This is a genomic window from Paenibacillus sp. Soil724D2 (genome assembly GCF_001427935.1).
GTDB lineage: Bacteria > Bacillota > Bacilli > Paenibacillales > NBRC-103111 > Paenibacillus_E.
In genome coordinates this window covers 239,101-264,265 of record NZ_LMRY01000045.1, presented here as the reverse complement: position 1 = coordinate 264,265, position 25,165 = coordinate 239,101, and the positions used below count along the sequence as shown (strand labels likewise).

Genomic DNA, 25,165 nt, shown 5'->3' with positions numbered 1-25,165 from the left:
GAGGAATAGAATTGAAAAAATTAGCGAAATCTGCTCTGGTCCTGGCCATGATTGCATCAAGCATGTTTGCTTCGCCATTCCATAACACAGTGCAAGCTGCAGATTATACAGCAACGATCGATATCGATACGAGTACGGTTACTTCTTACAACCCCGACTTTAGAGGAGTGAATAATGAACCAGAACGAACCGCGATTAAATTTAATGACCCAGAATTAATCAATGCCGCTATTGACTACGGGCGTATCGGTTTTGTCAGATGGCCAGGTGGAACACCTACTAACGCCTTTTCGTGGAAGCTTGGACTGACGGATACCGAATTTACAGGTCAAACGCAAAAGGAAGATCGGCGCTATTACAATCAAATCTATTCTAAGCGCTATCAGATTGCTAAAGGTAATGAAAGGATATCTGATTATGTGGATTTTCTTCAGCAGACAGGCGCCAAAGCAGTCATTATGGTCAATGTCCTGCAGTATAACCCAGAACAGGCACGTGACTTAGCGAAGTACCTCTATGAAAACCATGTTCCTGTGGTGTATTTCGAGTTAGGAAATGAAATATCGTTCTATGTACAGGGGGTCGGAAACCAGCAACCTGCATTCAAGAGCGGCACAGACTATTTGGATCGTGTAAAGACGTTTAATGACGTAATTAAGAGCGAATATCCGGGAGCAAAAACGGTCGTATCGATGAGCAATTTGCAGGTAGCGGCATTTGACGACGATCTGATCAATTATCCAACTCCTTATTGGGACGCGATTACGACACACAGGTTCAGAGGAGACGGTGCTACTAGCACAGTGGCTATGAAGGATGCAAACACATATTTGGATGATTGGGTGTCCTTTATCAACAGCACGTATTCGGCCAACTTTACCAACCCGAATATTTTTATCGGAGAGCACGGAGTGAAGCTGGGGGGCTTGCTTGACAGTACCCAGTACCATGGGATTTATGTAAGCGAGTCCATTCTCCGATTGGTTACCCATCCAGATATTTCATATTTGGCCGGATACCGAATGGCTAATGGCTTCTTTACCCCTGGCACCGATTTCGGGACAAAGCTGGAGGACGCGTATCAAGACGGGAATACGGTGGATATTCCTTCGCTTTCATTCAATTCTTTCTACGCTGCGCCTTCCGCATCGCTCAAAGTGCTGGATGGTGCGGTCAATCAAGGCACTACAGCTTGGGGTACAACCGTAACCGGCGGAACGACAGTAGATAAAACCACAGGAACGATGAGCGCGTTGTTTGCCCAAGCATTCAAGGGAGATAACGGCAAAAACTACGTCGTCATTACAAACAAATCGGCAAGCACCCATGATGTCACAATTAAGGTTAACGGCTCTAATGTTACTGCTGCTATGACAAAAACGTACACAACCAGCACCGACCCGCTAGCAGTTAACACGGACGTCGCGCCGAGCACGATTGCGGTACAGTCCGGGTCAACAGGGAACCCTGTTCTCGTGCCCGCCTACAGTGTCATGAGAGTCGAATGGAACGGAACGGGTACGCCGGATATACCAAGAAACACTAATCTCATATATGCCGATATAAGCAGCACTGCTGTCAATTTGAAATGGCAGAGTAGTCTTAATGCAACAGGGTACAAGGTGAAATACGGTACAACCTCGGGCTCCCACCCTACAACGATAGATGTCGGAAATGCGCTGACCAAAAATGTTACGGGATTAACGAACGGTTCAACCTATTACTTTGTCATTACGGCTTACAACTCTGCGGGCGAAAGTGGGGTGTCCAACGAAGTAGGCGCTCAGCTTGCTGCTCCCACGGCACCTCTAGCACGGAGAGCCTATGCCGAAACGTCCGGCAATATTGGCGTCGAATGGCAGAGCGTCAATGGAGCGACCGGCTACAAGGTTAAGTACGGCACCGTCTCCGGAACATATCCGAACGTGATTGATGTCGGGAATAATCTTGGCCAGTTGGTGATGGGACTGACGCCTGGAACGACCTACTACTTTGTCGTTACTGCATATAACGGGGCTGGAGAGAGCAGCGCTTCTTCTGAGTTAACTGCCGTTGCTGCGGGCAGCCTTCCTCTCGCTCCGCACGATGCGCAGATTGGCAGTGAGACCAGCACAGCAATTACGATTAACTGGGAACCGACCAGGACTGAAACGTACCACAAATATTTTGAGGATGGTACATCGACTGGATGGACGCCGAATATTGGCATATGGTCGGTAGTTAACGATTTGACGCGAGGTGTTTCGTTCTATCAGTCCAGTTTAGCTAATACGTCATTGACCACCTTTAGCGCGAGCGCTACCGGCGATTACGAAGGGGAGGCCATGATTGAACAGGCGGCTACTGCGACCGGGAAAACAGCTTATGCATACGGACTGGCAGCAAGAATAGTGGACAATACCAACTATTACAAATTCATATACAATATAAATGAAGACAAATTCAAAATCGTAAAGGTGGTTAACGGTACGGAGACTGTGCTTGTAAGCAAAACGCGGGCGCAGGTGCTCACTGATACGAATGCGACTGAGCTCGATCTGACTCGGCTTCATATGTATTTCCGTGTAGAGGGAAGTACACTGACGGGATCTGTTAAACAGCTCGGGCCAATTCTTAGCGCAACCGACAGTACACATTCGAGCGGAAAATTAGGTCTGTACAGCCTGAATGTGCAAGCGAAGTACGACTGGGTAAGGCTGTATCGCAACAATACGGACAGCTATACCGTCTACCGAAGCACACAGCCGCACACGAATTTCACCGCCATTCAGTCCGGAATTACGGGTACCTCGTACACCGATAGCGGGCTGACCGCGGGCACCGTCTACTATTATCGGATTCGTGCGGTCAATACAAATGGAGAGAGCTATCACTACTCCAATACGTTAAGAAAAAATTAGTGGGGGACAGTGAAGTTACACCTGTCAAGTAGACACTAATCTTCAATGAAAGAGGGAATTTTGATGTCCCTTTTCCTCACCTGTCGCACCGCTTTCTCTATTAAGAAATCGTAGGAACAACGATATACTAAGCGTAGGTACAAACACGAGAGGGGTACACATCAGATGCTTACATCAAGCAATAATAATCAAAACGCATTTCTAATGGGCTATTTCCGCTCAGGTCCTGGGCAGACGCATAAGGTAGAAAAATTGCATTATGCCTATAGCCGTGATGGAAAGCATTGGTATGAATTGAATAATAATAAACCGCTCTGGGCTTCCAGTTTAGGTGAAGGAATTTTAAGGGATCCGTATATTAGTAAAGGTCCGGACGGAAAATGGCATCTCGTATTTACTATTCGTCCACTCGGACCTACGATTGGATATGCGACTTCGGACGATTTAATTCACTGGAAAGAAGAAAGAGCGCTACCTGTCATGAAGGATATTCCTGATACCGTCAACAGTTGGGCACCCGAGTTTTCCTATGATCAAGCTAATGGAGATTTTATTATCTACTGGGCTTCAAGCGTAGGGGGAGATTTAAGTAACAGCAAGCATTTTTGTACGCGAACTAAAGATTGGAAAACATTCTCCAAGACAGAATTGTTCTATGATCCGGGCTTTCAAACCATTGACGCCAGTCTGGCGGAGCATGACGGGAAATATTTCATGGCCATTAAAGATGAAAGTCATGTATATGAGCCGTTAAAATATCTGCACCCGCCAATGAACTTTTTAGCTGTATCTGATCAGTTGGAAGGTCCCTATGAAATCATTCCGAACGTCCAAACACCGGATTACACGGAGGGGCCGGAATTTCTTTGGGTCGACAAAGAGAAGAAATGGCTGTTATTTTATGACTATTGGGCATATGGCAAGTTCGGCGTTATGGAATCTTCAGATATGACCCAATGGTCAAACGAATTGGATGAGGGGATGATTCGCTTCCCTTACCGCGCGAGACATGCAACCATGTTTCCTATCAGCGAACAGGAGCTTCAGCGTCTGCTAGATAGGTATGCACTACTGGTACAGTACAGGACGCCTACTTATTCGCCTGTCAGGGTTGCTGCGGAGGGAACGGAGGGCTTTTTCCACGACGCCTTCTCCATGCGGTCCGTCACGATGGAGATTCAGCCGCAGTCTGTTTCAGGTACTCATGTTTTGTTGGATGAAGGTGATTCAGATAACGGTCTTGCACTTCGTATCCAGGATGGCCGTTTGGAAGGGGCTGTATGCTCCCACGGAAACAGGTTGATTGTTTCCGGTGAGCTCGGTCTAATGGAACTGTCACAATGGCACAGTATTGCCGTGACCTATGATGAAGGGAAGCTATGCCTATATGTGAACGGCGCAGCTATTGCTGAAGGTAGTGCTTCATTTGCCTTAGTAAAAGCTCATGATCGTGCAGGTGGCTACGGAGGAAGATTTGGTGCGGATGCATTTGGCGATCAAGGAGGTAAATCAGCTTTTGACGGAGGCATCAAGAATGTGCGCGTTTATTCTGTTCCGCTTCAGAAAGAGGATATAATTTTAATAACAGGCTCCTAAACTATAGTTGTTACCGCATAAAATTTAAAGCGCCGTATCGATTGTTCGGGTCGATATGGCGCTTTTCTTTATTTTTTTATTCCTTAACCGCACCTGCGGTCATGCCGGAGACCATATATTTTTGAAAAAATAAGAATAGCAGCATGATGGGAATGGTGGAAGCGACGCAAACCGTCATAATGTTTGCCCAATCGTAGGCGACTTCGCCCATATAACGAATGGAAATACCAGGATTTAGTGTCCGCATAGCATCCTTGGTGATGAGTGTGAGAGAATACAGCAAGTCGTCCCAAGACATGATGAACGAATAGATGCCCACTGCAAAGATACCGGGCTTGGATAAAGGCATCACGATACGAAATAGGATCCCCGTACGGCTTACGCCGTCCATTTTAGCAGCTTCCTCCAAAGAGATGGGAATATTATCGAAAAATACTTTCAACATCATGATGGAGAATGGCAGCGCAGATGTCGTGAGTGCAATAACGAGCCCTAAATGGGTGTTAAGGAGCCCATAAGATTTATACATCGCATACAGCGCGATGAGCAAGGAAACGACGGGCAGCATTTGCGTCGACATAATCGTTAGCATGGCGAAGCCTTTGAAAGGAAAACGGAACCGAGAGAAGGCATACCCTGCCATGATGGCAAGCAGCAGCGTTAATAACGTTGTCGACAGGCTGACGATCAGGCTATTTTTGTAATAGATGATGAATGCCGATTCACTTAACAGTTTGACGTAATGTTCAAAGACAGGTTGAATGAAGATCCATTTAGGCGGCAGCGCGAAAAGCTCTGAATTGCGTTTTAATGACGTGATTGCCATCCAATAGAGGGGAAATAGAAAAAATGCGAGATAAACGGCCAGCAGAGCAGGGGTAGCGACCAAACGTAGCAATCGTTCTTTCCAGGTGTTATTCATGTTAGTGCCCCCTTACCTGGTTGTCTTCACCAATTGAAAATAGCTTATTATATCCCCAAGATACGAAGAGTAGTAATATAAGCCATAAGACTCCAATTGCTGCGCCTTCGCCTAGATTTAATTTAATAAACGCAGTCTTATAGCTTAGAATCGCTAAGGTCGTGGTTGCGTTCAGCGGTCCTCCGCCGGTCATAATCCAGAATAACGGAAACATTTTGAAATTCTCGATCATGGCGATCAAGGTGACCGTTTTGATCGTATTCTTCAACTGCGGCAGCGTAATGTACCAGAACGTTTGCTGTCGGTTGGCTCCGTCAATTTTGGATGCTTCATAAATATCCGCGGAGATTCCTTGCATACCGGCAAGCAGCATGGTACTCATGAATGGCAGCTGGCGCCAAAGGGCAGCCACCATAACAGCCGGCAATGCAAGATGGAGACTGCTCAGCCATTCGTAAGGTTTATCGATAATCCCCCAACTTACAAGGATATAGTTCAAAACACCGTATTGAGGCTGAAACAGCCACATCCATAATAATGCTACTACAATTGTTGGAATCGTCCATGGAATCAGGATGGCAGTACGCAGCAATTTACGCATTCGAACCACTTGATTGAGCATCAATGCTAGGAGGATACCTAGTACAAATTGAAGAATCACGACGCCTACGACATATAACAAAGTTGTTCGCAGGGCTTGAATAAAGTCATTTTCGGTCCACAAATGTAAGTAGTTGGCGAAGTTATTCCACCTGTAGTCATTCATTCGCACCAGTGTGACATCAAAGAAACTCATATAAATCGATTTGACGATGGGAATGCCGAGGGTCAGCAGCAGCAGCACCATAGGTGGCGCTAACAAAAAGAAAAGAAACCATCTGTCTTTGGCACGACTCGATAACCAGGCATTTCTGAAAGGTTTCTCGAGTTTCATACTCACTTTGAATAGCATGGCTAAGTTGTTCACTTCTTTCTATAAGGGTTCATTTCAGCGTTTGTTTAAGCTTAGCATCCAAATCAGCCGCTATTTTTTCCGGCGTTTCTTTAGCAATAGTAACTTTTAGAATGGAATCCGCCATATCCAGATATGATTGCTCTAGGCCTTGATTATTTTTCGGTAATGCGTTAATAGCATTCATTTGTTGGTTTAACGCTTTATCGAAAGGAGTATTGTTGAATTCAGGCAGTGTGCTGACCGATTTTCTGGCGGAAACGACATCACTCTTTTGATGATAGAGCAGCATCATGTCTTTGTCGGTTAAGAACTTGATGAAATTGACTGCTTCTTGCTTATTTTTGGAATCTTTAGTGATGACGAGTCCATGGGCTTCGCCTATGGAAACGCTTTTGCCTGATTTGCCAGCAGGCATCAGAGCTGCTTCCCAAGTGCTGTCGAACGCTTCGCCTTTGCCGCTTAATGAACGGAATACGGCTTTACCATAATATCCGTCCGCATACATGCCGAGACGACCGATTGCGAACAGATTGCGCAGGTCTTTCAGTTTCGCCGCCTGTGGCGACAAGTTCTCGCTTATCAATGTCTGATAATACTTGAAGGCAGAGATGGTTTCCGGTGTATTTACGTTTACCTTACCGTTCGTATCTAAGATGGAGCCGCCAAAGCTGTAAAGCGTCTTCAAGAAGATCATCCCGTTGATAGGCAGTTTATCCGTCGGTTCGCCCAGCCCATATATACTTTCTCCGCTGTCGGTTTTTAACTTGGAAATTTTTCGTGCGATATCCAGCATTTCATCAATGGTTTTCGGCGGTTTTTGCTCCAGTCCCGCTTTTTTAAACAGATCCTTATTCCAATACAGTACGTAAGGCGAAGCTGCCCACGGAATACCCATCAGCTTGCCATTATAAGTGTAATCATCCTTATAGGAAGGAAGTAGATCGTTTACGTAATCTTTGCCTAACAAGTCGTCAAGCGGTTCCACGATGTCGGAGGCGGCATAGGTAGGGAATGAAGCGGTGAATGTTTGGATGATATCTGGCGCATCGCCGCTTGATGCCATCACAAAGGTTTGATCTTTAATGTTTCCGAACGGAATACCTATAAATTCAATTTTGACATTCTTATGCAGACTCATATAGGTGTCAGCCATTTGCTGCAGTGCATCTTTGGTTGCTGCTTCATTAATGCTCCAGCTTGCGAACTTTAACGTAACGGGTGAACTGGAAGTGCTTGGTGCAGATGCTTGATCATTCCCTTTTGGTGATTCACTCGGTGTATTTCCATGTGACGAGCAAGCAGCTAATAATGAAACAGTTAAGCAGCTCGTTAATACAATGCCTAAATATTTTTTCATTTTTAATCCCCCTGACATGTAGTTGACTTGCACATTAATCATATCGTTCTGGATTCTTAGCTGTATATGGGAAGTATTCGTATGTTCATCTCGAAAAGTCATATCTCGGCATCATATATTACTGACGTGCGTCATGATTTTCTGACTCTTTATATCATAAACGGGATAAGGTATGGCATAATTAACGCATATTGCATAGAAAGAAAGGTAACTATCATGAGAACATTTACTCGGCAATGGATACAATGGAAAAAAACGAATCGGTTGCTGTTGTTATATTTCATCTCCTATATAATTGTTATTCTCATGCCTGTTATTGGAATCGGTTTCTTTTCATATCGTCTTGCTTTCTACACGGCTGTAGATGAAATCAGCCATTCTCATATCAATTCATTGCGGCACACGGTGGCAACCTTTGACGATACATTAAGAAGAATCAATTCGCTGACCGTGGGTATTGGCATGGATGGGAGATTAAACAGTTATTCCGCCGATAATGACAATCGTTACTTGCTTAATGAGTTTCAAGATATGCTCAAGCAAGCCGTCGCGCAGGATCAGAAGATTCAATCCATCCAGCTCTTTTTCGAATCCGGCCAGGTTATGATTTCTTCAGATAGGCTCATTCATCCTTACCAAGGCAACATGGCTGACCGATGGGTGGAGGCGATTCGCAGAACGGATCAAGACCATCTTTGGCTTCCCCCCAGGCTCATGAGCAATAATGACGAACAGGAAAAAAGTATTATCACATATATTAGCAAGGTACCTATCAGCTACCATAACAAAATCGGATATCTGGCGATACATCTTTATGAGGATCAACTGCAGGAACTGCTTACGCAAATGCAAAATATTGCGCACATGAACACGTATATCGTCGCTTCGGACGGTCAATTTATTACGTCATACAAGCAGGTGAATGTTGGCAATGACGTGACTCAAGCAAATATGAAGCAAGTTGCTTCAACTATAGGTGAGGGCTTTTTTACAGACAAAGCGCATCATCCGCATTTGCTGGTCGCTTATTCGACCCCAATATGGAATGGATGGAGGCTTGTGTCCCAAACGCCCCTAACCAATATTTACGAAAGACTATCCTATATTGGGTGGCTCACATTAGGATTCTGCGTGTTGTTAAGCATAATTGGTATTGCGATTTCATATTGGCTTTCACGTAAAATGTACGATCCGATCAAACAATTGATGGAGCGAGCGAGAACATACATGGACGAGCTCTCTTTAGAAAATCCGTTACATCATACAAATGAACTGAGTTTAGTATCCGATGTACTGAAGACGGCCGTAGGGGAAAAAAAGCTGTTGGATCAGCATTTTCGCAAACAGACCCCGGCTATGCTCGATCGCTTCGCAATGGCGCTGCTGCATGATCGGTTAACCGATTCAAGGGACATTAAGGAGCAGATCGAACTTTATCGATTGGGGTTGTCTCTTCGAGGGTATGTTGTCATCGTCGTCGAAATGGACTATGCTGCCGAATTAGCACAGCGTTTTTCAAGCAAAGATCTGAATTTGTACCGATTTGCGATCGCAAATATCATTTCAGAGTTGATTCAGATCCAAACACATTATCGATTTATCATCACGGATGTATCGGAGTACCAGCAGGCCGTTATTATTAATGTGTTCGATATGATGGAGGCGGAAGAGCTTCGGGAGCTCGCTGGGCATATGCAGTCTGTCATAGGTGAACTATTAAAATTATCGGTTTCGATCGGCATAGGCAGTGTCTATCTGGACATCACTCAATCGCATAAATCTTATCAAGAGGCACTCCAGGTACTTAAAAGCAAGCTTCTCCATGGTGCTAAATCTGTACTTCTGTACGAAATACAGAATAAAGAGAAGGATGGAATCTATTATCCATTGTTGCAGACTGAAAAGCAGATCACTAATAACCTAAAGGCAGGAAACACGAAAGAGGTATTGTCAATTCTGGAAAAGCTGAAAACGGAAATTACACAAAAGCAGCTTCAGTCAGAATCGGTTTATATGGCTTATAATCGTGTACTTGAAGCTAGTATTGAAGCTTTACTTGAGCATAATGGCCACCCGCGTCAATTATTCGGTCCAGATATCATACTTTACCGGGAGCTAGCCAAACGGGAGACTATTGATCATATTCACCAGTGGATCTCGGGTATTGTTGCGCAAATCACAACATATATTCAAGAACAGGACAATAAAAACAATAAAACCGTAGAAAAAGTCGTTGCTTACATTCATACACACTATCAAACAGACTTGTCTATCGAAATGATTGCCATAGGTGTAGGCTTAAACTCTTCTTATTTGAGCCGTATATTCAAGCAGCATAAGAGTCAAACTATCCTTGAATATTTAACACTGAAAAGAATGGAAGAAAGTAAAAATCTGTTAATGGATACAAATATGAACTTGAATGATATCTCCATGGCGGTTGGCTACAACAATGTAAACAGCTATATCCGTTTTTTCAAAAAGATAGAGGGGATTACTCCGGGGGAATACCGGAAAAAGAGAGTCCCATAAAATTCCAAGCTAAAAAATGACATTCAAACTAACAATGGTTTGAATGTCATTTTTTAGCTTGGCGCACTCCTAACCACGGAATGTTTTTGGGGATAACCCGTAAAATTTCGTAAATGCCCGGCTAAACGAATATAAATCGGGATAACCGAGGGAAAGTGCGATTTCGGTCACCGAAAGACTGCTTTGCTTGAGCAGCTGGGCACCTTGTTCCATTCGAAGCTGCTGCAGGTATTGCATTGGGGAACAGCCGTATGCTTCCTTGAAGGAAGCATACAGATGCGAACGATGAACTCCGGCGTAACTAGAAGCCATTTCGATTGTGATTTGCTCGGTACAATGGAGTTCCAAGTAGTCTTTTACTCTTGCCAACCAATGGGGTTTCGGATTTTGCTTTTCTGACTGCGTCAGCTTCTTCAATCTCCAAAAAAGTTCCATTAACAAGCTTTGTTCCTTCAGAGGGTCCACATTCTCCGTTTCATATCCCCGAAAAATAAGGCGAAGAGTCCCCCACACTCGATGGTCCATCATTTGTCTGCCAAAAAACGATTCCGGAGAAAGCCCTGCTTCAGCAAGCAATAATGGAGCCTGGGGGCCATCTACTGCCAGCCAAGCCATCTGAAGTGGCGGCTTGTCCCCGGATATAGACCAGTACGTGTAAGAACGGCCTGGAAAGAGACAGAATAAGTCCCCTTTTTCCAGAACGCTCTCCACCCCGTCATCCGACACTTTGACAACACCATTCAACACAAAATGAATACCGAATTGACGAATGATTTTCGGTCCTACTTCATAATGAGGCTTAGCCTTGTTTCGGCCTGCCCGTACGATCCAGCACCCGCCTGAAGTTTGCAGCGGGGTAGGAAGGGCATACCAAACATCGGCGTATTCATGAGCGTACTCCTGCATCCTCATCACCTTTTTCGAAATTTTTCAAGACAAAATGACAAGTCTAGTCATCTTGTTATTTTCAGATAGACAAGGTTTAGTATACCATATTTACAAGGGAAATAATGAATTGTTAGAGGAGCTGAAGTTTGTGAACAAACCCAACATTTTACTTATTACCAGTGACCAACAGCATTGGAATACAATTGGAGCGTTTAACGAGGAAATCCATACCCCTAATCTAAACCGATTGGTTCGAGAAGGGACTACGTTTACGAGAGCGTATTGTCCGAATCCGACTTGTACTCCGACTCGGGCGTCGATCATTACCGGCATGTATCCGAGTCAACACGGGGCGTGGACACTCGGCACCAAGCTGCTGGAAGACCGGCATACCGTTGGTGAGGATTTCAACAGGAACGGTTATCAAACGGCTTTGATCGGTAAGGCGCACTTTCAACCCTTGCGCTCTACAGAAGAGTATCCTTCGCTTGAAGCATACCCGTTGCTTCAGGATTTGGATAAATGGAGGAAGTTTAATGGGCCTTTCTACGGCTTTGACCATGTAGAGTTGGCCCGAAATCATACAAATGAAGCGCATATAGGCCAGCATTATGCCATTTGGATGGAAGAAAAGGGCTGTAAGAATTGGCGTGATTATTTTCTCCCTCCAACTGGCACGATGGATAATAGCATTTTACACAAATGGCCGATACCGGAAGAGTTTCACTACAATACTTGGATTGCTGAACGGTCAAATGCTCTGCTCGAGCAGTACAAGGAGAATAACGAACCGTTCTTCCTATGGTCGAGCTTCTTCGATCCGCATCCAGATTATCTTGTGCCTGAGCCTTGGGACACGATGTATGATCCGGACCAGCTTACGATACCGGGGATCACGCCAGGAGAGCATGACCGGAATCCGCCGCACTTCCGGATGACACAGGAGGAGAATCCTGATTTCTCCGCATGGCGCGAAACCGGTCAAGGGATTCACGGCTACCAATCTCATTCTATGCAATCCCCGGACGAACGTAAAAAACTAGTTGCGACTTATTACGGAATGATCAGCTGTATGGACAAATATATCGGCAACATTCTCGATAAGCTGGATGAGCTCGGGCTTGCAGACAACACGATTGTCGTGTTTACGACCGACCATGGGCACTTCTTTGGTCAGCATGGGCTGCAGTACAAAGGCGGCTTTCACTATGAAGATTTGATCAAGCTGCCCTTTATTGTCCGTTATCCTGCCCATGTCCCGGAAGGCCGTATCTCACCGGCGATTCAATCACTTGTCGATCTTGCACCTACACTCCTGTCGCTTTCCAGTATTCCGATTCCTTCAGCAATGACAGGGGTGGATCAAAGCGGTGTCTGGCTCGGTACACAATCGGAAGCCAGAAAACATGCCATTTGCGAGTTCCGGCACGAGCCAACGACCATTCATCAGAAGACGTATGTCGATGAACGGTACAAAATTACCATTTACTATAATCAAACGTACGGTGAAATCTTCGACCTTCAAGAGGATCCCGGAGAGCTCAATAACCTTTGGAATGAGCCGCAATACGCAGCACTTAAATCCGAATTGCTTTTGAAATACGCTTGGGCGGAGTTAGGAAAAGAATCGATGCCTATGCCACGCATTTGGCACGCTTAACCGGCAATTAGAGTTACCCATTTAAAGGGTTGGGTGCATTTGCTCTCGGCTCTTTCTTTTTTCGATATCAGGGGACAGCCAGTTGGACCGATTATGATACTTCCGATTATGTATGATACTTCCAATTATGAATTAACATAGTTCTGAAATGGATTTAACTCATTGATATAATCGGATTAATGGTCATTACTTATATAAAAATACGGCGAAATTAGTGTATTCATGAAAACATATTCGGGAGGTTACTTGATGGGAATTAATCGCTTCAGAGTCATTTGGGATATTTTCTGTACGTTTTTGAAGATTGGACCAGCCACTTTCGGTGGAGGTTACGCCATGATTTCGGTCATTGAGAGAGAGGTCGTCATCAAACGGGCATGGATTCCTGAGAAAGATATATCCAATCTCATCTCCATCGCGGGATCGGCACCTGGAGGAATCGGTGTTAACGCTTCGGCGTTCATTGGGTACAGATTGGCCGGAATTCCCGGGGCGGTCGCGGCTGTTATTGGTATTACACTCCCTACATTCCTAATTGCTCTTTTGCTTAGTCTTGTTTTTACTTACATACAGGGTAACCCTAAGGTAGAGGCTGCGTTGGTAGGCATTCATGCTGCCATTATCGGATTAATTGCTTTAGCAGCTTACAACATGGGCAAATCCGCTATTTTTGATAAAACAACCTTGGTTACTGCGATAATCACTTTGATTATTTTATTGTCTTTGCCAGTTCATCCGTTGTACGTGATTCTCATTGGTTTATTTATTGGCATCGTATTGGTAAAAGTAAAAGAAGCGATTGGATTTGATGTTCGGTTAGAAAAAGGAGAGAAAGCCCTGGTTTCTTCTCATGGAACAGGCTATGCCAAGTACGAGTATTTTTTTGCTGAAGGGATTTAACCGCAGGAGGTGGAGGCATGTTATGGGAGTTATTCCTGACTTTTTTTAAAATTGGCTTTATGTCTTTTGGCGGCGGTTATGCGATGATTCCAGTTATTCAACATGAAACAGCTGCTCATCATTGGCTTACCGCAGAGCAATTCACGAATTCTGTTGCCTTGGCAGGAATGGCACCGGGCCCGATTGCAACGAACACTGCTACATTAATTGGTTATGAAACAGCGGGTATGATCGGTGCAACAGTTTCCACAATTGGTATTGTTTTACCGTCACTATTCATTATTGTCATTATCGCTTCGTTCTTCTACCGGATGGATCAGAATAAACAAGTACGCTCTATCTACTATGGGCTTAAGCCTGTCGTAACGGGTTTGATTGCATATGCAGCGATTCATTTTGGTTTCGTTGGCAAAGCCGGAATCTTGTTTACGTGGAAAAATGTGATAATAGCTGTGATGGCTGCAGGTGTTTTCGTTGCAGTACTGAAATATAAAATGTACCCATTAACCGCTATCTTCCTTTCTGCCTTAATCGGTATTGCATTATTCAGCTAGTTACATTTACAAAAGTGAAAGGGGCGTTTCGTATGGTAACCAATAAACCGTCATGCTGCTCAGCAAGACGGAGCGCTATTCATCAAACTGAGGCAAGCCACGAACATTTATTCAATACCCTGCAGGTTCATACAAAATTAAAATGCCAAACGGATGGCATGATTTATTTGCCTGGTGGCAAGTTTTTGATGGGGACTGATGATCAAGAAGGATTCCCAGCTGATGGTGAGGGGCCTGTCAGAGAAATTTCTGTTAATCCTTATTACATCGATGCTACGACGGTAACGAATGAAGAATTCAAGAGATTTGTTGAGGATACAGGCTTTCAAACCGAAGCTGAAACCTTTGGGTGGTCCTATGTTTTTCATCTTTTTGTTTCTGAAGCAACTACGTTGCATGTGAAAAATTCGGCACAACAAACTCCATGGTGGTGGGTAGTAAATGGCGCTGACTGGCTTCATCCCGAAGGTCCTGATTCTGGAATCCAAGGTAGGATGGACCATCCGGTCATCCATGTTTCCTGGAATGATGCAGTTTCATATTGCCGATGGGCAGGGAAAAGACTATTGACAGAAGCTGAATGGGAGTTTGCTGCTCGAGGAGGACTGGTGCAGAAGAGATACCCTTGGGGGGATATTTTGAAACCGGGCGGACGGCATATGTGCAATATTTGGCAAGGAAAGTTCCCAGAGAAAAATCATGCTAGTGATGGGTATGCGGGCACGGCGCCTGCCAGATCCTTTGAACCAAACGGATACGGCCTTTACAATGTAGCTGGTAATGTGTGGGAGTGGTGCTCGGATTGGTTTAGTCCTACCTATCATACCAATGGCGCAAAGGATAACCCCACTGGGCCTCCATCTGGAGACAACAGGGTTCTAAGGGGAGGTTCGTACTTGTGCCATGCTTCCTATTGCAATCGATATCGTGTGGCGGCACGGAGTAAGAATACACCCGACAGTTCTGCGGGAAATATAGGTTTTCGTTGTGCTGCGGATGCTTAATTACACTTTTATGTCGCGATGAACTTTGATCGGTTTGACGATTGTGTATTCGGTCATGCAGATTCCGTTTGGGATTTTTATTTTATCCGGCTTTATTCAAGCACTGCCTAAAGAACTGGAGGATGCGGCCACAATCGACGGCTGTGGTATATTCGGCACTTTCTTCAAAATTATGCTGCCGCTGTCTCGATCGGGTTTAATCACCGTAGGCATTATGAACGCACTTACATACTGGAACGATTACATTATTCCTATGACTCTTATAAACTCCCCGGAAAAATATACGGTTTCATTAGGTCTTGTTTTCATGCAGGGAGAGATGCAGTACAGTGTCGATTGGGGAATCCTGTTCGCGGCGTTAGTCATTTCTGTTATTCCTGTGTTTTTAATCTACATTTTTTTTCAACGACATATTAGAGAAGGGCTAACAGCCGGAGCGCTCAAAGGGTAAATATCCTCCATAAAATCATGCAACCCAACTGCCGCAGCAGATTCTGTTGCTCGACCCAATTGGAGCCATGTTTCAAGTTTCAATTTGGAAAGCATTGACTTCAACACACAATCAAACGCCTTGAACTCTAACGGATACTGATAGCTCAAAAAATGCAGCGGCAGTCTAGGACTCTATTTCACAGTCCTTAGCTGCCGTTGCTCTTTATTATGATCTTACAATAACTCCGCTTAGTCTATACGGTTAGACGTTCTATCAAATTAATTGGAATTTCTTCATGAAAATGGCTTCCGTCAATAACTTGAAGAAATAATCTTCTTCCGATCTCAACAATGGGAATTTCAAAAGTCGTGATATTCATAATTTTAGCAATAGGTTGGTTATCAAATCCTACAATTGCAAGTTTATCCGGTACTCCTATGTCATTTTCCTTGCAATAAGTTAAAATTCCGGCTGCTACTTGGTCGCTAGTAACCAAAAGTGCGGTTGGAGGGTCCTCCATTTTTATGATTCGCTGCATAATCCATTCCCCATCTTCCAGGTGAACACAATCATAAAAAATATAATTCGGGTCAAAAGTTTCATTCAAATTGGAATAGAAATCTCTGTAAGCTGCTTCTCTTTGTTCGCTGTTGGGACTAGATTTTCTTGCCAGGCAATAGCCGATTTTATGGTGACCTTTGCTTCTTAAATATGATAATGCTCTGGAAAAGCTTTTATAATGGTCAATAAACATGGAGGACACGTTTCTGCCGCGGGCGTCTTCTAACACAATAATTGGACCATATCGTACGTATTCCTCTACAATATCCCAATCGCTTGTTTTTGAACAAATAATGAGAGCGTCGATTTGTTTTAGCTTCAGCATCATTAGAGCATCCATTTCTCGCTCTATTTCATAGTTTGTCTGGATGAGCACTAATTTATAATTATCTTTTATTGCCTCATCCGCTATTCCTTCAACTACCATTCCGAAAAAAGGACGTCTTATGGATGGGACTACGACACCTATAAGATTCGTTTTTCCTTTACTTAAATGAACAGCGTTGATATTACGCTCGTAGTTGGCCAGCTCCATTGCTCGTCTGACAGCTTCTTTTTTGATCGTACTTACGTAAGGATGCCCATTAATGACTCGAGACACTGTTGTAACCGACACTCCAGCAAGTTTAGCGATATCTTTAATATTCGCCATAATGTCACCATTCCTTCAAAAGAATCAACAGTTTACTTTTCAATTCAAGTTTACTTCAAACAAGTATTATTTAAGTATAATCCTGTACTTTTTTTAAGCAAATAATAAAAGTTGACATGGAACGCGTTTCATAAATTACATTGCTATTGTAGACAAATTATTAATGAATTGAACGAGTCATATTTTATGAATGGGGGTGAGTGGATTATGTACAACAAAGAAGTCGTTATGGAAATGAAAAGTAATCATTGGAAGTTATTGAAATTTTATGATGATTGGGTCGAATTAATTGATCTTTATCTGATAGAAGAACAAATTCCACATAACTTACTTTCTCATTTATCGTCATACTTTATAACCAGATTTCATAAGTCAAAAATTGCACTACGTCTTTTGTTAGTTTCCGGTTTTTGTGATGAGGCTTATTCTGTATTACGTATGATGGTTGAATATACAATTACATTGAAATTTATTATAAAGAATCCGGAAGAGCGAGTTTTTCAGTTTATAGATGATACTGGTTTAGTCCGAGAGGATGAACAAAACTCGGATATTTTAACTATGGCGAATGAAACAAAAATGCAATATTGGTTCAATTCCGTCTACATGCCCTATTCAAGTTGTATGTATCCGCATTTAAGCACGGATCTTGGGGAACTCTTTCTTCCTGCAGGCCCCGTCCCCTTTAACGCAGATGATATGCTTACAAAATCATGTCACTTAGCAGCTATCATACTCGGTTGCGCTCTTGAAACTAATCCAAATGATAATGAGCTAAGTAAAACTATGAAGAATAAATTGGATTTATTGTTAGTGGATATGAATGGAGTTTACGCATTTTAAAAAAAGGAGAATGCATATGTTGAAATGTATCATATTTGATCTTGATGGTACGATTGGAAATACGTTACCGTTATGTATTGCTGCTTAAAAAAAATCCATTGAACCATTGGCTGGCAGAACGTTTTCTGATCAGGAAATTAGAGATACCTTTGGTCCTTCCGAAGAAGGAATAATACATGCATTAATTCCTAATCAATACGAAGAGGTGATCGAGAGTTTCCTATCGCATTATCAAAATTTGCATACGATGTGTGCTACACCCTTTGTTGGAATTGTAGAAGTATTAGATTATGCAAAAAACCATAATGTCCATTTGGCTCTGGTTACTGGCAAGGGAGAACGGGGAACAGGTATTACACTTTCTATGTTTAGGATTCATTCCTATTTTGATCTTATTGAAACAGGTTCTCCTCGGGGGTCAAGAAAAGTAGAAGCAATAAAAAATGTTTTAAATCAATTAGGAGTTGCTCCTGTAGAGTGTATATATGTGGGAGATTCTCCAAGTGATATTATTGAATCCCGAGAAGTTGGGGTACCCATTGTATCTGCTGCGTGGGCCGAGACTACTAATCAAGAAGAACTTTTGGCCTTGCATCCCGATTGGCTCTTTGCTGATGTAAAAGAATTTACGCAATTCATTAAGCAAACTATCGAAAACGAAGTTTCTTAGGCTCTTCATCCCTTGAGTAGCGCAAAAGAGTCATACATTTAGTTATGCTGGTTCTGGTGCAAAGTTCTAATCCATGATAGCATTATTGAAATTTCTTGGGGTCAATAATCATCCTTTAAAATTATTTATTTCCGTCAAAATAAAAGGTAAGGCTTTTTTTATATATTGTTCTGCTGAAAGAGAACTATTATTTTCCCAATCCACAGATGCTCCGTAAATTCCCCAACTCAACACAGTAGTACCAATTTTTAAGGCTTCCGAATCCAAGCTAAGTTGTTGTTTTAAAAATAGGGTATAAAGTAATTCTCCCAGTTCTTTTTTTATTTTTTGTTCAATTATTGAATAAAAGGATTCCATACTTCTTCTACATTGTGAGCTATATTCTGTACGTTTTTTTGTATGAAACTTAGTTAATGTAAAAAAGATGTTTACAATAGTCTCTTCATTTAACCTATCGTAATGATTCAAGTGTTTCACAATGCTTTCTAATATATCTTCTGTAATGGAGGCATCCATTAAGTCGTATTTATCTTGAAAATGAGAATAAAAAGTGGCACGATTTACGGTTGCTTCCTCCGTAATGTCCTTTATTGTAATGTCTTTGAACTCCTTTTTTTGAGCTATTTTCATAAAGGCATCCATTAACAATTTTCTTGTCCGTATAATACGTGGATCTACTTTCATTTCTTCCATATTTATCCCTCTCTTTTATATGAATAGACAACAATTTAATTTGTTTGTTGTATAGGCGATAAAACACCAAAACTGATGATTGAGAATAAATGAATTCTATTTTAGAATCGAGTATACAACATCCATTGTTTATACAAAACATGTTGGATTCTACATTTTTAATATTTGACAACTGGATGAGTAGGTCAATCTCTTCAAAAATAAGGGAAATATATGCTAATATTTTTTTCTTATCGATGGATAGCTTATCTAAAACAACTAAGAAGGAAGTGTTTGAATATGACACAAAGAGTGATAAAAAGACAAGAAATTCTTGATGCGTTTAATTTTAGACGTGCTATAAAGACCTTTGATCCAACAAAAAAAATCTCAGAGGAAGACTTTAATGTAATCTTAGAAGCAGCCCGACTTTCACCAAGCTCATGTGGCATTGAACCTTGGAAATTCCTCGTTGTCCAAAATCAGGAATTCAGAGAAAAGCTAAAAGAAATTTCTCCAGGCGCACAAGGTCATCTGCCAACTGCGAGCCATTTCGTTATCATTCTTTCAAGAGCAAGCGAGGATACAAGGTACGACTCAGAATATGTAAAAAATCAATGGCTTAATGTTATGGGTGTTCCAGATGAAATATCTGATCAAATAATAGAGGGTATAAGAAATTTCCAAGTAAACCAACAAAATCTGTTTGAAAATGAGCAAAAAGCATTGGATTGGGCTAAAAGACAAACCTTTCTTCCCTTTGCCAATATGATGACTGTAGGAGCGTTACTAGGAATTGACTCTTGTCCAATAGAAGGATTTTATATCGATAAGGTAGAAAAACTCCTTGCGGAAGAAAACTTACTAGAGGATGGTCACTTAGCTGTTTCGGCTATGGTTGCATTTGGATACCGAGCAAATGAGCCTGCATTCCCTAGAGGGAGAAAAGACATGAAGGATATTGTGCAGTGGATTAATTAATGATTTCAGACAGGTTGGAAAGAGAGCGATATATCGGAAGTATTAAGTATTATCTGAAAGCAAATGACTATAAGGGTTTAGTGGGAAGACGCTGATAAAATCAATCAAAAAGCTGTAGATGCGGGGTATATGACAGAAGAAATTAAAGACAGAATCAGCAATAGTGTACAGGGATATTATGGTTCTGTAAGGGCGACCATCGACAAGGAGGTTTCCCAAATACTAAAGGCACAATAAAAAGTAAAGAGGAATCGGGAGAAACTTTTATTAAATCAATATTGAAATGAAAATACGCTCCAATTATGGGTATTAAGTATCTATATTAACTACGAAAGAAGGTTTTTTTATGAAATTAAGCGTTTTGGATCAAACTCCAGTTTCAAATGGGCAGGCTCCTCATGAAACTATACAAAATACTATTGAATTAGCTCAATTAGTAGATGGTTTAGGATATCAAAGAATATGGTATTCCGAACATCATGGATCTGCAAACTTAGCTAGTGCTTCACCTGAAATATTAATTGCCCATATTGCATCAGTGACAAACCATATTCGTGTTGGTTCTGGTGGAATCATGCTGATGCATTACTCGCCATTAAAAATGGCAGAAATATTTAAAACATTAACGACATTATACCCTAATAGAATTGATTTCGGTGTAGGCCGTGCACCCGGTGGTGATCAATTTTCTACTATTGCATTACATGAAGGAAAACAACCGAACCTGTTCAACCAGTACGATAAATTAGTAGAAACGATGATGTTTATGTCAGAAACGATGCCTGTTGACCATCTATATAATCGTACACTGGCAGCTCCATTGGGTGCTCCATTACCTGAAGTTTGGTTATTAGGATCTAGTGGCAACAGCGCTGCACAAGCAGGACGATTCGGTATTGGATATTCGTTTGCTCAATTCATTAGTGGACAATTATCTACCGAAACGTTGGAGTCTTATCGTACAAATTTCATTCCTTCGGAGTTTATGCAAAACCCCCAAATTAATGTTGGTTATTTCGTGATGGTGGCAGAAACAGATGAAGAAGCTGAATATCATGCAGCTAGTTTAGATTTAAACTTATTATTATTAGATAAAGGGATGCCTTTTCAAGTAGTATCTCCTGAGGAAGCATTAAATTATTCTTATACCGAAATGGATAAGATGCATATACAGAATAACCGTAAACGATTCTTAGTGGGGAGTGCAAAAGATGTTGCAAATACATTACGCGCACATGATCAAAATTTTGGTATTAATGAAGCTATGATTGGGACAATCAGTCATAGTCATGAAGCAAGACTACAGTCTTATCGATTACTTGCACAAGAACTTTTATAAAAAGAAAGGCGGAGAAAGAAATGATTGAAATTTTAAATCGAATTAATATATTAGCTAAAAAACAAAAAGAAGATGGTTTAACACAAACAGAATTAAAGGAGCGTCAAGAATTACGTCTAGAATATCTTCAAATTATTCGTGGACAAGTAATCAGCACAGTTAAAGGGTTAACAATATTAGACCCTTTAGGTAATGATGTTACACCTGAAAAATTGAAAAAAGATCAGCAAAACAATCATTAAAAAAAGAATGATGACGCATGAAAATGACGGCTGGCGTGGAACAAGCTGTATTTGCTTTTTTGTTGCTTAATTGTTTACCTAAGCAGGTTATTCTCCAACTTATCTTCAAAAATTAATGAGAAAACTTGTACGAGCAGGGCTTGTTTCTTCAGTGCCTGGTGTAAAAGGAGGCTTTCGATTACAAGCTGTTCCTGAAAATATTCGCTTTATTGCACCAGACACTTAATAATACCTCTTCAAAGAAATCTCTTACTAAAAATTGATTCTTGGTAATATATGTTCTAAATAAGGGGATTTAATGTTTGTTAGAGTGGTAACTTTTGATTTTAAAACCGGAATGGAAGAACAGAGAAATGGGACGGAATGTGCTCGTAATTAACGGATGATCTATATTTGAATGGTTGATATATTGATAATTTTACGAATATATAAAACGTATAAATCAAAGGTGCATTACTATTTTATAAACGGGTCATAACTGGAAGTACAGTTATGACCCGTTGTTTCTTGTATCTAGGTCGTACCCCTAATCGTTACAAAAAATGTCATAGTTAGAATAGAAAATCAAACTCAGTGTATGTCGAAATTTGCTTAGCGTATATTCTCGTTAAAATGTGGGTGGGACCCCATATTCTGTCCTAGAGCGACTGCGCTTCAACTGAACCAACTACCATTGATAAATCAATCTATAATAAAAGGACTAAGGACGAAGAACGTTATGTAATCAGTAATCCATTTGGAATAGTTACTCTATATACACTATTAATCAAAGTTATTGTTCTATTTTGGAATGGGACTAGTAAGAGACACTCCCTCGGGGTTTAGTTTTTAACGGATATTTTTCTATATGAGAGCAGTCATATGCCGTGAAATAGTCGCCAAAAATGAATCAGATGAAGGGGTAATATACAAAATCCATACTAGCGGCGCATTTCGCACGAAAATAAATTTAGATATTAGTAAGTACATAAAAACTAGAAGCCGGCATCTTTGGGGATACCGGCCCTTTATTTTAATTACGTAAAATAATAATTTGGCGAATTTAAGGCAGGATCCGCTCGATGATGAAGGCGATCGCATCATTCAAATCTAATGGATGACGCAGAATAATACTGAGCCACAAAACGGCTCCGATAGTTGCGATTGAGAAGAAAACTGTTGTCTCTTTGCCGTTGTAATTGCCGAATTTTCGCATCGCATAACCGATTCCGATGGTTAAGGCATAGACGGCGACCAAAATCGTCATGTAGAGCCGTCCTTCTTCATCCGCCGACCGTTATTTCTCCATTTGGCCGCTACTATGAAGAGGACGGGAAGAGCCACGGCGAATAAGAAGTAGTATTCGAACAAATATTTTTTTATCCAATCGAGATTTTCGATGTTATTTATAAACAGCATCGAATACGCAGAAATGACCCACACCATCGGATAAATGACGATGTTTCGCCTCTCAATTTTGAACAGCTGGCAGACGCCCAAAACGGCGCAATAGAATAGTATGCACAGCTTAATACATACTACCAGCACGATATTCACAGCCAGAATCGCTTCCAAATGCTCGATGAAGCCGGTAAATCTCATTTCGCGGAACATCGAAAAGATTGGGTAAACCAACTGCTGGCCGCGATACACGCCTAGAACCCCAATCGAAATAAAAACGCAAGCGGTCAACATTGCGCCGGCGACAGCGATTCCCGTAATAAACGCGATTTTCACTTTCCTCTGCACGAATGGAATAAGCATCAAAAACGCCACCGTCTCCATAAAGGGGAACGCCAGCACGTATCGGGTTTGAATAACGACGTCGCTCAGCTGGAAAGGGTAGGCGACGTGAAAATAGCGCCACTTCCACTCCCGCAGCATGATGACTATCGGAACCCAGAACGCTGAATAGAGGTAAGGCACCAGAAGTTCGTTCACCAAGGCGATTGATTCGATCCCCTTCGACACGGCGTACGCACTGACGAGCAATATCATGATATGGAATACAGAAATAGGTGTGAGCGGCATGAGATTAATATGCATGAAATCGCCAAGATTGTGGGTTACCCACGATGCGATTTGGATGAAAAAAACGATATACAGTAACGAGACGAGGCCGCCGGCCCACTTGCCGAATGCCTGCAAAGCGATCTCGACAAGTGTTTTTCCTGGATACAGCTTGGCAAGGTACAAGTAGCCGAAAGCAAGCACCAACCCATACAAGGTCGCCCAAATGACGACAACCCAACCATATTGTTTTGCGCTCGCGATGATCGGGCCGGGGAGCAAAATAAACGCAGTGCCGATGACATAGATTTGCGTCAACAAGTGAAACTGCCACGCGCTGAGCCGGTCGGATTCCATATGCTCTTCATCCCTCCTTGCCTTCCTTAGTATAGGGATCCCTCTTGTTGCCGGTCGTCGTAACGTCAGATGTGACCGAGAAATTCACCGACGTCCGCCGCCATGAATCCGAAGTAGCCCCTTCATCCTGCAAGCCCAACAGATCCCAGTTCTTTAACCTTCCCAACACAACCATCTTCTCCGCTTTGTCCGCTACGACGCGATTAAACGCCTTTTCGATCTTGTGTACGTTTTGCAACGTTAATTTGGTATTTTGTTGGTTGTTCAATATGCGAAGATCAGCATGAATGAGGATGTTGAGATGGTTGGCGGATCGGTCCCATTTCCGTTTCACTTGGACATTATTCGTCTCGACGTCGACGTAACTTCCGTCTACTTTAACCGTCTCTGTGAATTTCCGATATTTCGTGTTTAGGATGTGATAATAGTATTTATTCTGACTGTCCAAGCGTCCCTCCATGCGTCCTTTGAAGAACACCGCGCTGTCCTCAAAAAAGGACGGCGCTTGTTTGCTGACGTCAATTTGCTCCATTCTCTCGGTAGTTTCCGCAGGTTTGCCGCGGTAGTGGATCATTGGTATGAGTGTAGGCAATCGGAATTCCATACCTGTCACGATGTCTTTGACACGGATCGGCTCTACACCCCCCGCAAATGACCCCCGCGAAAGAACGCGAACAAGCGAGGTGGCATGGCGCCCGGGCACCTTTTCGAGTGTCGTAAAGCTGTTCATTACGGCCTGTAGAGGGGAATCCGTCACAAACAGATAAGCGTTCATGCGCCATTCGGGAGTCGTTTCCAAGTAATTGAGAATATCAATGATGCCCTGACGGGCCACCTCTTCGGATAATATATAGCAATGCAAATGTGAGGTGAAAAGCAAACGCGGCATCATCGTGCTCGATTTCTGAATGAACCGGCCCAAGCTATATTCCTTGAAACGATACGTGTAAACCGATGCCTTGGATCCGCCACCTTGCCTGGAGGAGAGAGCCGGAGGGTTGATTACTTGGTAATAAGCAATATACATGCCAGTCGATGGTTCTCGGTCGATGCCGATTGAGGTGACGATTGCCAATTCGTTGATTTCTTTCTTGTCCCAGCAACCTGGACAGAGAAGTAAGGCGACTAGTAAGCTCAAGAGCCATAATTTTCGCAATG

Annotated in this window: 22 protein-coding genes and 1 pseudogene; 14 read left to right on the top strand and 9 right to left on the bottom strand. The window is 42.4% G+C overall.

All coding sequences use genetic code 11. From position 1 onward, the window contains the following. The first annotated feature begins 11 nt into the window (after nt 1-11). Nucleotides 12-2,900: a fibronectin type III domain-containing protein gene (locus ASG85_RS27970; protein WP_060648420.1), complete on the top strand. Its 2,889-nt coding sequence runs from the start codon at nt 12-14 to the stop codon at nt 2,898-2,900. Between the two features lie 165 nt (nt 2,901-3,065). Beyond that, entirely contained in the window at nt 3,066-4,496 is a 1,431-nt protein-coding gene (locus tag ASG85_RS27965; RefSeq protein WP_060648419.1) for a LamG-like jellyroll fold domain-containing protein, read from the top strand. A 76-nt stretch (nt 4,497-4,572) separates the two neighbouring features. Here ASG85_RS27965 and ASG85_RS27960 read toward each other — a convergent pair whose 3' ends face one another. The 3 genes from ASG85_RS27960 to ASG85_RS27950 are packed head-to-tail and all read right to left on the bottom strand — an operon-like array spanning nt 4,573 to nt 7,730. Next, on the bottom strand, nt 4,573-5,418 hold the full coding sequence (locus tag ASG85_RS27960; protein ID WP_057305838.1) for a carbohydrate ABC transporter permease: 846 nt from the start codon (nt 5,416-5,418) through the stop codon (nt 4,573-4,575). Between the two features lies 1 nt (nt 5,419). Next, nucleotides 5,420-6,370, bottom strand: coding sequence for a carbohydrate ABC transporter permease (locus ASG85_RS27955; RefSeq protein ID WP_060648418.1), 951 nt, complete (start codon nt 6,368-6,370; stop codon nt 5,420-5,422). A gap of 31 nt (nt 6,371-6,401) precedes the next feature. After that, a complete protein-coding gene (locus tag ASG85_RS27950; RefSeq protein ID WP_060648417.1) occupies nt 6,402-7,730 on the bottom strand; it encodes an ABC transporter substrate-binding protein in 1,329 nt (442 codons plus the stop codon). A 216-nt stretch (nt 7,731-7,946) separates the two neighbouring features. Between ASG85_RS27950 and ASG85_RS27945 the strand changes: the two genes are divergently transcribed. After that, entirely contained in the window at nt 7,947-10,262 is a 2,316-nt protein-coding gene (locus tag ASG85_RS27945; RefSeq protein WP_057305835.1) for a helix-turn-helix domain-containing protein, read from the top strand. A 69-nt stretch (nt 10,263-10,331) separates the two neighbouring features. Here the strand turns inward: ASG85_RS27945 and ASG85_RS27940 are convergent, their stop codons facing one another. Next, nucleotides 10,332-11,168, bottom strand: coding sequence for a helix-turn-helix transcriptional regulator (locus ASG85_RS27940; RefSeq protein ID WP_060648416.1), 837 nt, complete (start codon nt 11,166-11,168; stop codon nt 10,332-10,334). Between the two features lie 130 nt (nt 11,169-11,298). On the opposite strand from ASG85_RS27940, the gene ASG85_RS27935 reads away from it, so the two are divergent. The 5 genes from ASG85_RS27935 (at nt 11,299) to ASG85_RS27915 (ending at nt 15,719) form a co-directional block, all read left to right on the top strand. Further along, a complete protein-coding gene (locus ASG85_RS27935) occupies nt 11,299-12,810 on the top strand; it encodes a sulfatase (protein ID WP_060648605.1) in 1,512 nt (503 codons plus the stop codon). A 249-nt stretch (nt 12,811-13,059) separates the two neighbouring features. After that, entirely contained in the window at nt 13,060-13,710 is a 651-nt protein-coding gene (locus ASG85_RS27930) for a chromate transporter (protein WP_063860401.1), read from the top strand. A 17-nt stretch (nt 13,711-13,727) separates the two neighbouring features. Further along, entirely contained in the window at nt 13,728-14,264 is a 537-nt protein-coding gene (locus tag ASG85_RS27925) for a chromate transporter (RefSeq protein ID WP_060648415.1), read from the top strand. Between the two features lie 32 nt (nt 14,265-14,296). Continuing rightward, a complete protein-coding gene (locus ASG85_RS27920; protein WP_082562425.1) occupies nt 14,297-15,268 on the top strand; it encodes a formylglycine-generating enzyme family protein in 972 nt (323 codons plus the stop codon). Between the two features lie 43 nt (nt 15,269-15,311). Beyond that, nucleotides 15,312-15,719 (top strand): carbohydrate ABC transporter permease, encoded by a 408-nt coding sequence (locus ASG85_RS27915; protein ID WP_268795927.1) that lies wholly within the window; start codon nt 15,312-15,314, stop codon nt 15,717-15,719. A 235-nt stretch (nt 15,720-15,954) separates the two neighbouring features. Here ASG85_RS27915 and ASG85_RS27910 read toward each other — a convergent pair whose 3' ends face one another. Beyond that, the gene (locus ASG85_RS27910; protein ID WP_057305831.1) at nt 15,955-16,914 is read right to left on the bottom strand and encodes a LacI family DNA-binding transcriptional regulator; all 960 of its coding nucleotides are present in this window, start codon (nt 16,912-16,914) and stop codon (nt 15,955-15,957) included. 207 nt (nt 16,915-17,121) lie between these two features. Between ASG85_RS27910 and ASG85_RS27905 the strand changes: the two genes are divergently transcribed. Together ASG85_RS27905 and ASG85_RS27900 are read left to right on the top strand one after the other, a co-directional pair. Beyond that, a complete protein-coding gene (locus tag ASG85_RS27905; protein ID WP_057305830.1) occupies nt 17,122-17,757 on the top strand; it encodes a DUF5677 domain-containing protein in 636 nt (211 codons plus the stop codon). Between the two features lie 106 nt (nt 17,758-17,863). Further along, nucleotides 17,864-18,427, top strand: coding sequence for an HAD family hydrolase (locus tag ASG85_RS27900; protein WP_200961713.1), 564 nt, complete (start codon nt 17,864-17,866; stop codon nt 18,425-18,427). Between the two features lie 108 nt (nt 18,428-18,535). On the opposite strand, the gene ASG85_RS27895 is transcribed toward ASG85_RS27900, so the two are convergent. Next, the gene (locus ASG85_RS27895; RefSeq protein ID WP_060648414.1) at nt 18,536-19,120 is read right to left on the bottom strand and encodes a TetR/AcrR family transcriptional regulator; all 585 of its coding nucleotides are present in this window, start codon (nt 19,118-19,120) and stop codon (nt 18,536-18,538) included. A gap of 279 nt (nt 19,121-19,399) precedes the next feature. Between ASG85_RS27895 and ASG85_RS27890 the strand changes: the two genes are divergently transcribed. From ASG85_RS27890 to ASG85_RS37320, 4 genes and pseudogenes are all read left to right on the top strand, one after another. Then, on the top strand, nt 19,400-20,080 hold the full coding sequence (locus ASG85_RS27890; RefSeq protein ID WP_057305827.1) for an NAD(P)H-dependent oxidoreductase: 681 nt from the start codon (nt 19,400-19,402) through the stop codon (nt 20,078-20,080). Nucleotides 20,081-20,426: 346 nt separating this feature from the next. After that, on the top strand, nt 20,427-21,419 hold the full coding sequence (locus ASG85_RS27885; RefSeq protein ID WP_060648413.1) for an LLM class flavin-dependent oxidoreductase: 993 nt from the start codon (nt 20,427-20,429) through the stop codon (nt 21,417-21,419). A 20-nt stretch (nt 21,420-21,439) separates the two neighbouring features. Continuing rightward, nucleotides 21,440-21,661 (top strand): DUF896 domain-containing protein, encoded by a 222-nt coding sequence (locus ASG85_RS27880; protein WP_060648412.1) that lies wholly within the window; start codon nt 21,440-21,442, stop codon nt 21,659-21,661. Nucleotides 21,662-21,678: 17 nt separating this feature from the next. Further along, a pseudogene (locus tag ASG85_RS37320) lies at nt 21,679-21,866 on the top strand (Rrf2 family transcriptional regulator); the annotation flags it as partial. Between the two features lie 837 nt (nt 21,867-22,703). Here ASG85_RS37320 and ASG85_RS27875 read toward each other — a convergent pair. The 3 genes from ASG85_RS27875 to ASG85_RS27865 are packed head-to-tail and all read right to left on the bottom strand — an operon-like array spanning nt 22,704 to nt 25,163. Beyond that, complete coding sequence (locus ASG85_RS27875; protein WP_057305824.1) at nt 22,704-22,907, bottom strand: hypothetical protein; 204 nt, start codon at nt 22,905-22,907, stop codon at nt 22,704-22,706. Beyond that, complete coding sequence (locus ASG85_RS27870) at nt 22,904-24,007, bottom strand: GerAB/ArcD/ProY family transporter (RefSeq protein WP_057305823.1); 1,104 nt, start codon at nt 24,005-24,007, stop codon at nt 22,904-22,906. Before ASG85_RS27870 ends, ASG85_RS27875 begins: the two co-directional genes overlap by 4 nt. Nucleotides 24,008-24,014: 7 nt before the next feature. Then, a complete protein-coding gene (locus ASG85_RS27865; RefSeq protein ID WP_057305822.1) occupies nt 24,015-25,163 on the bottom strand; it encodes a Ger(x)C family spore germination C-terminal domain-containing protein in 1,149 nt (382 codons plus the stop codon). Nucleotides 25,164-25,165 lie beyond the last annotated feature (2 nt).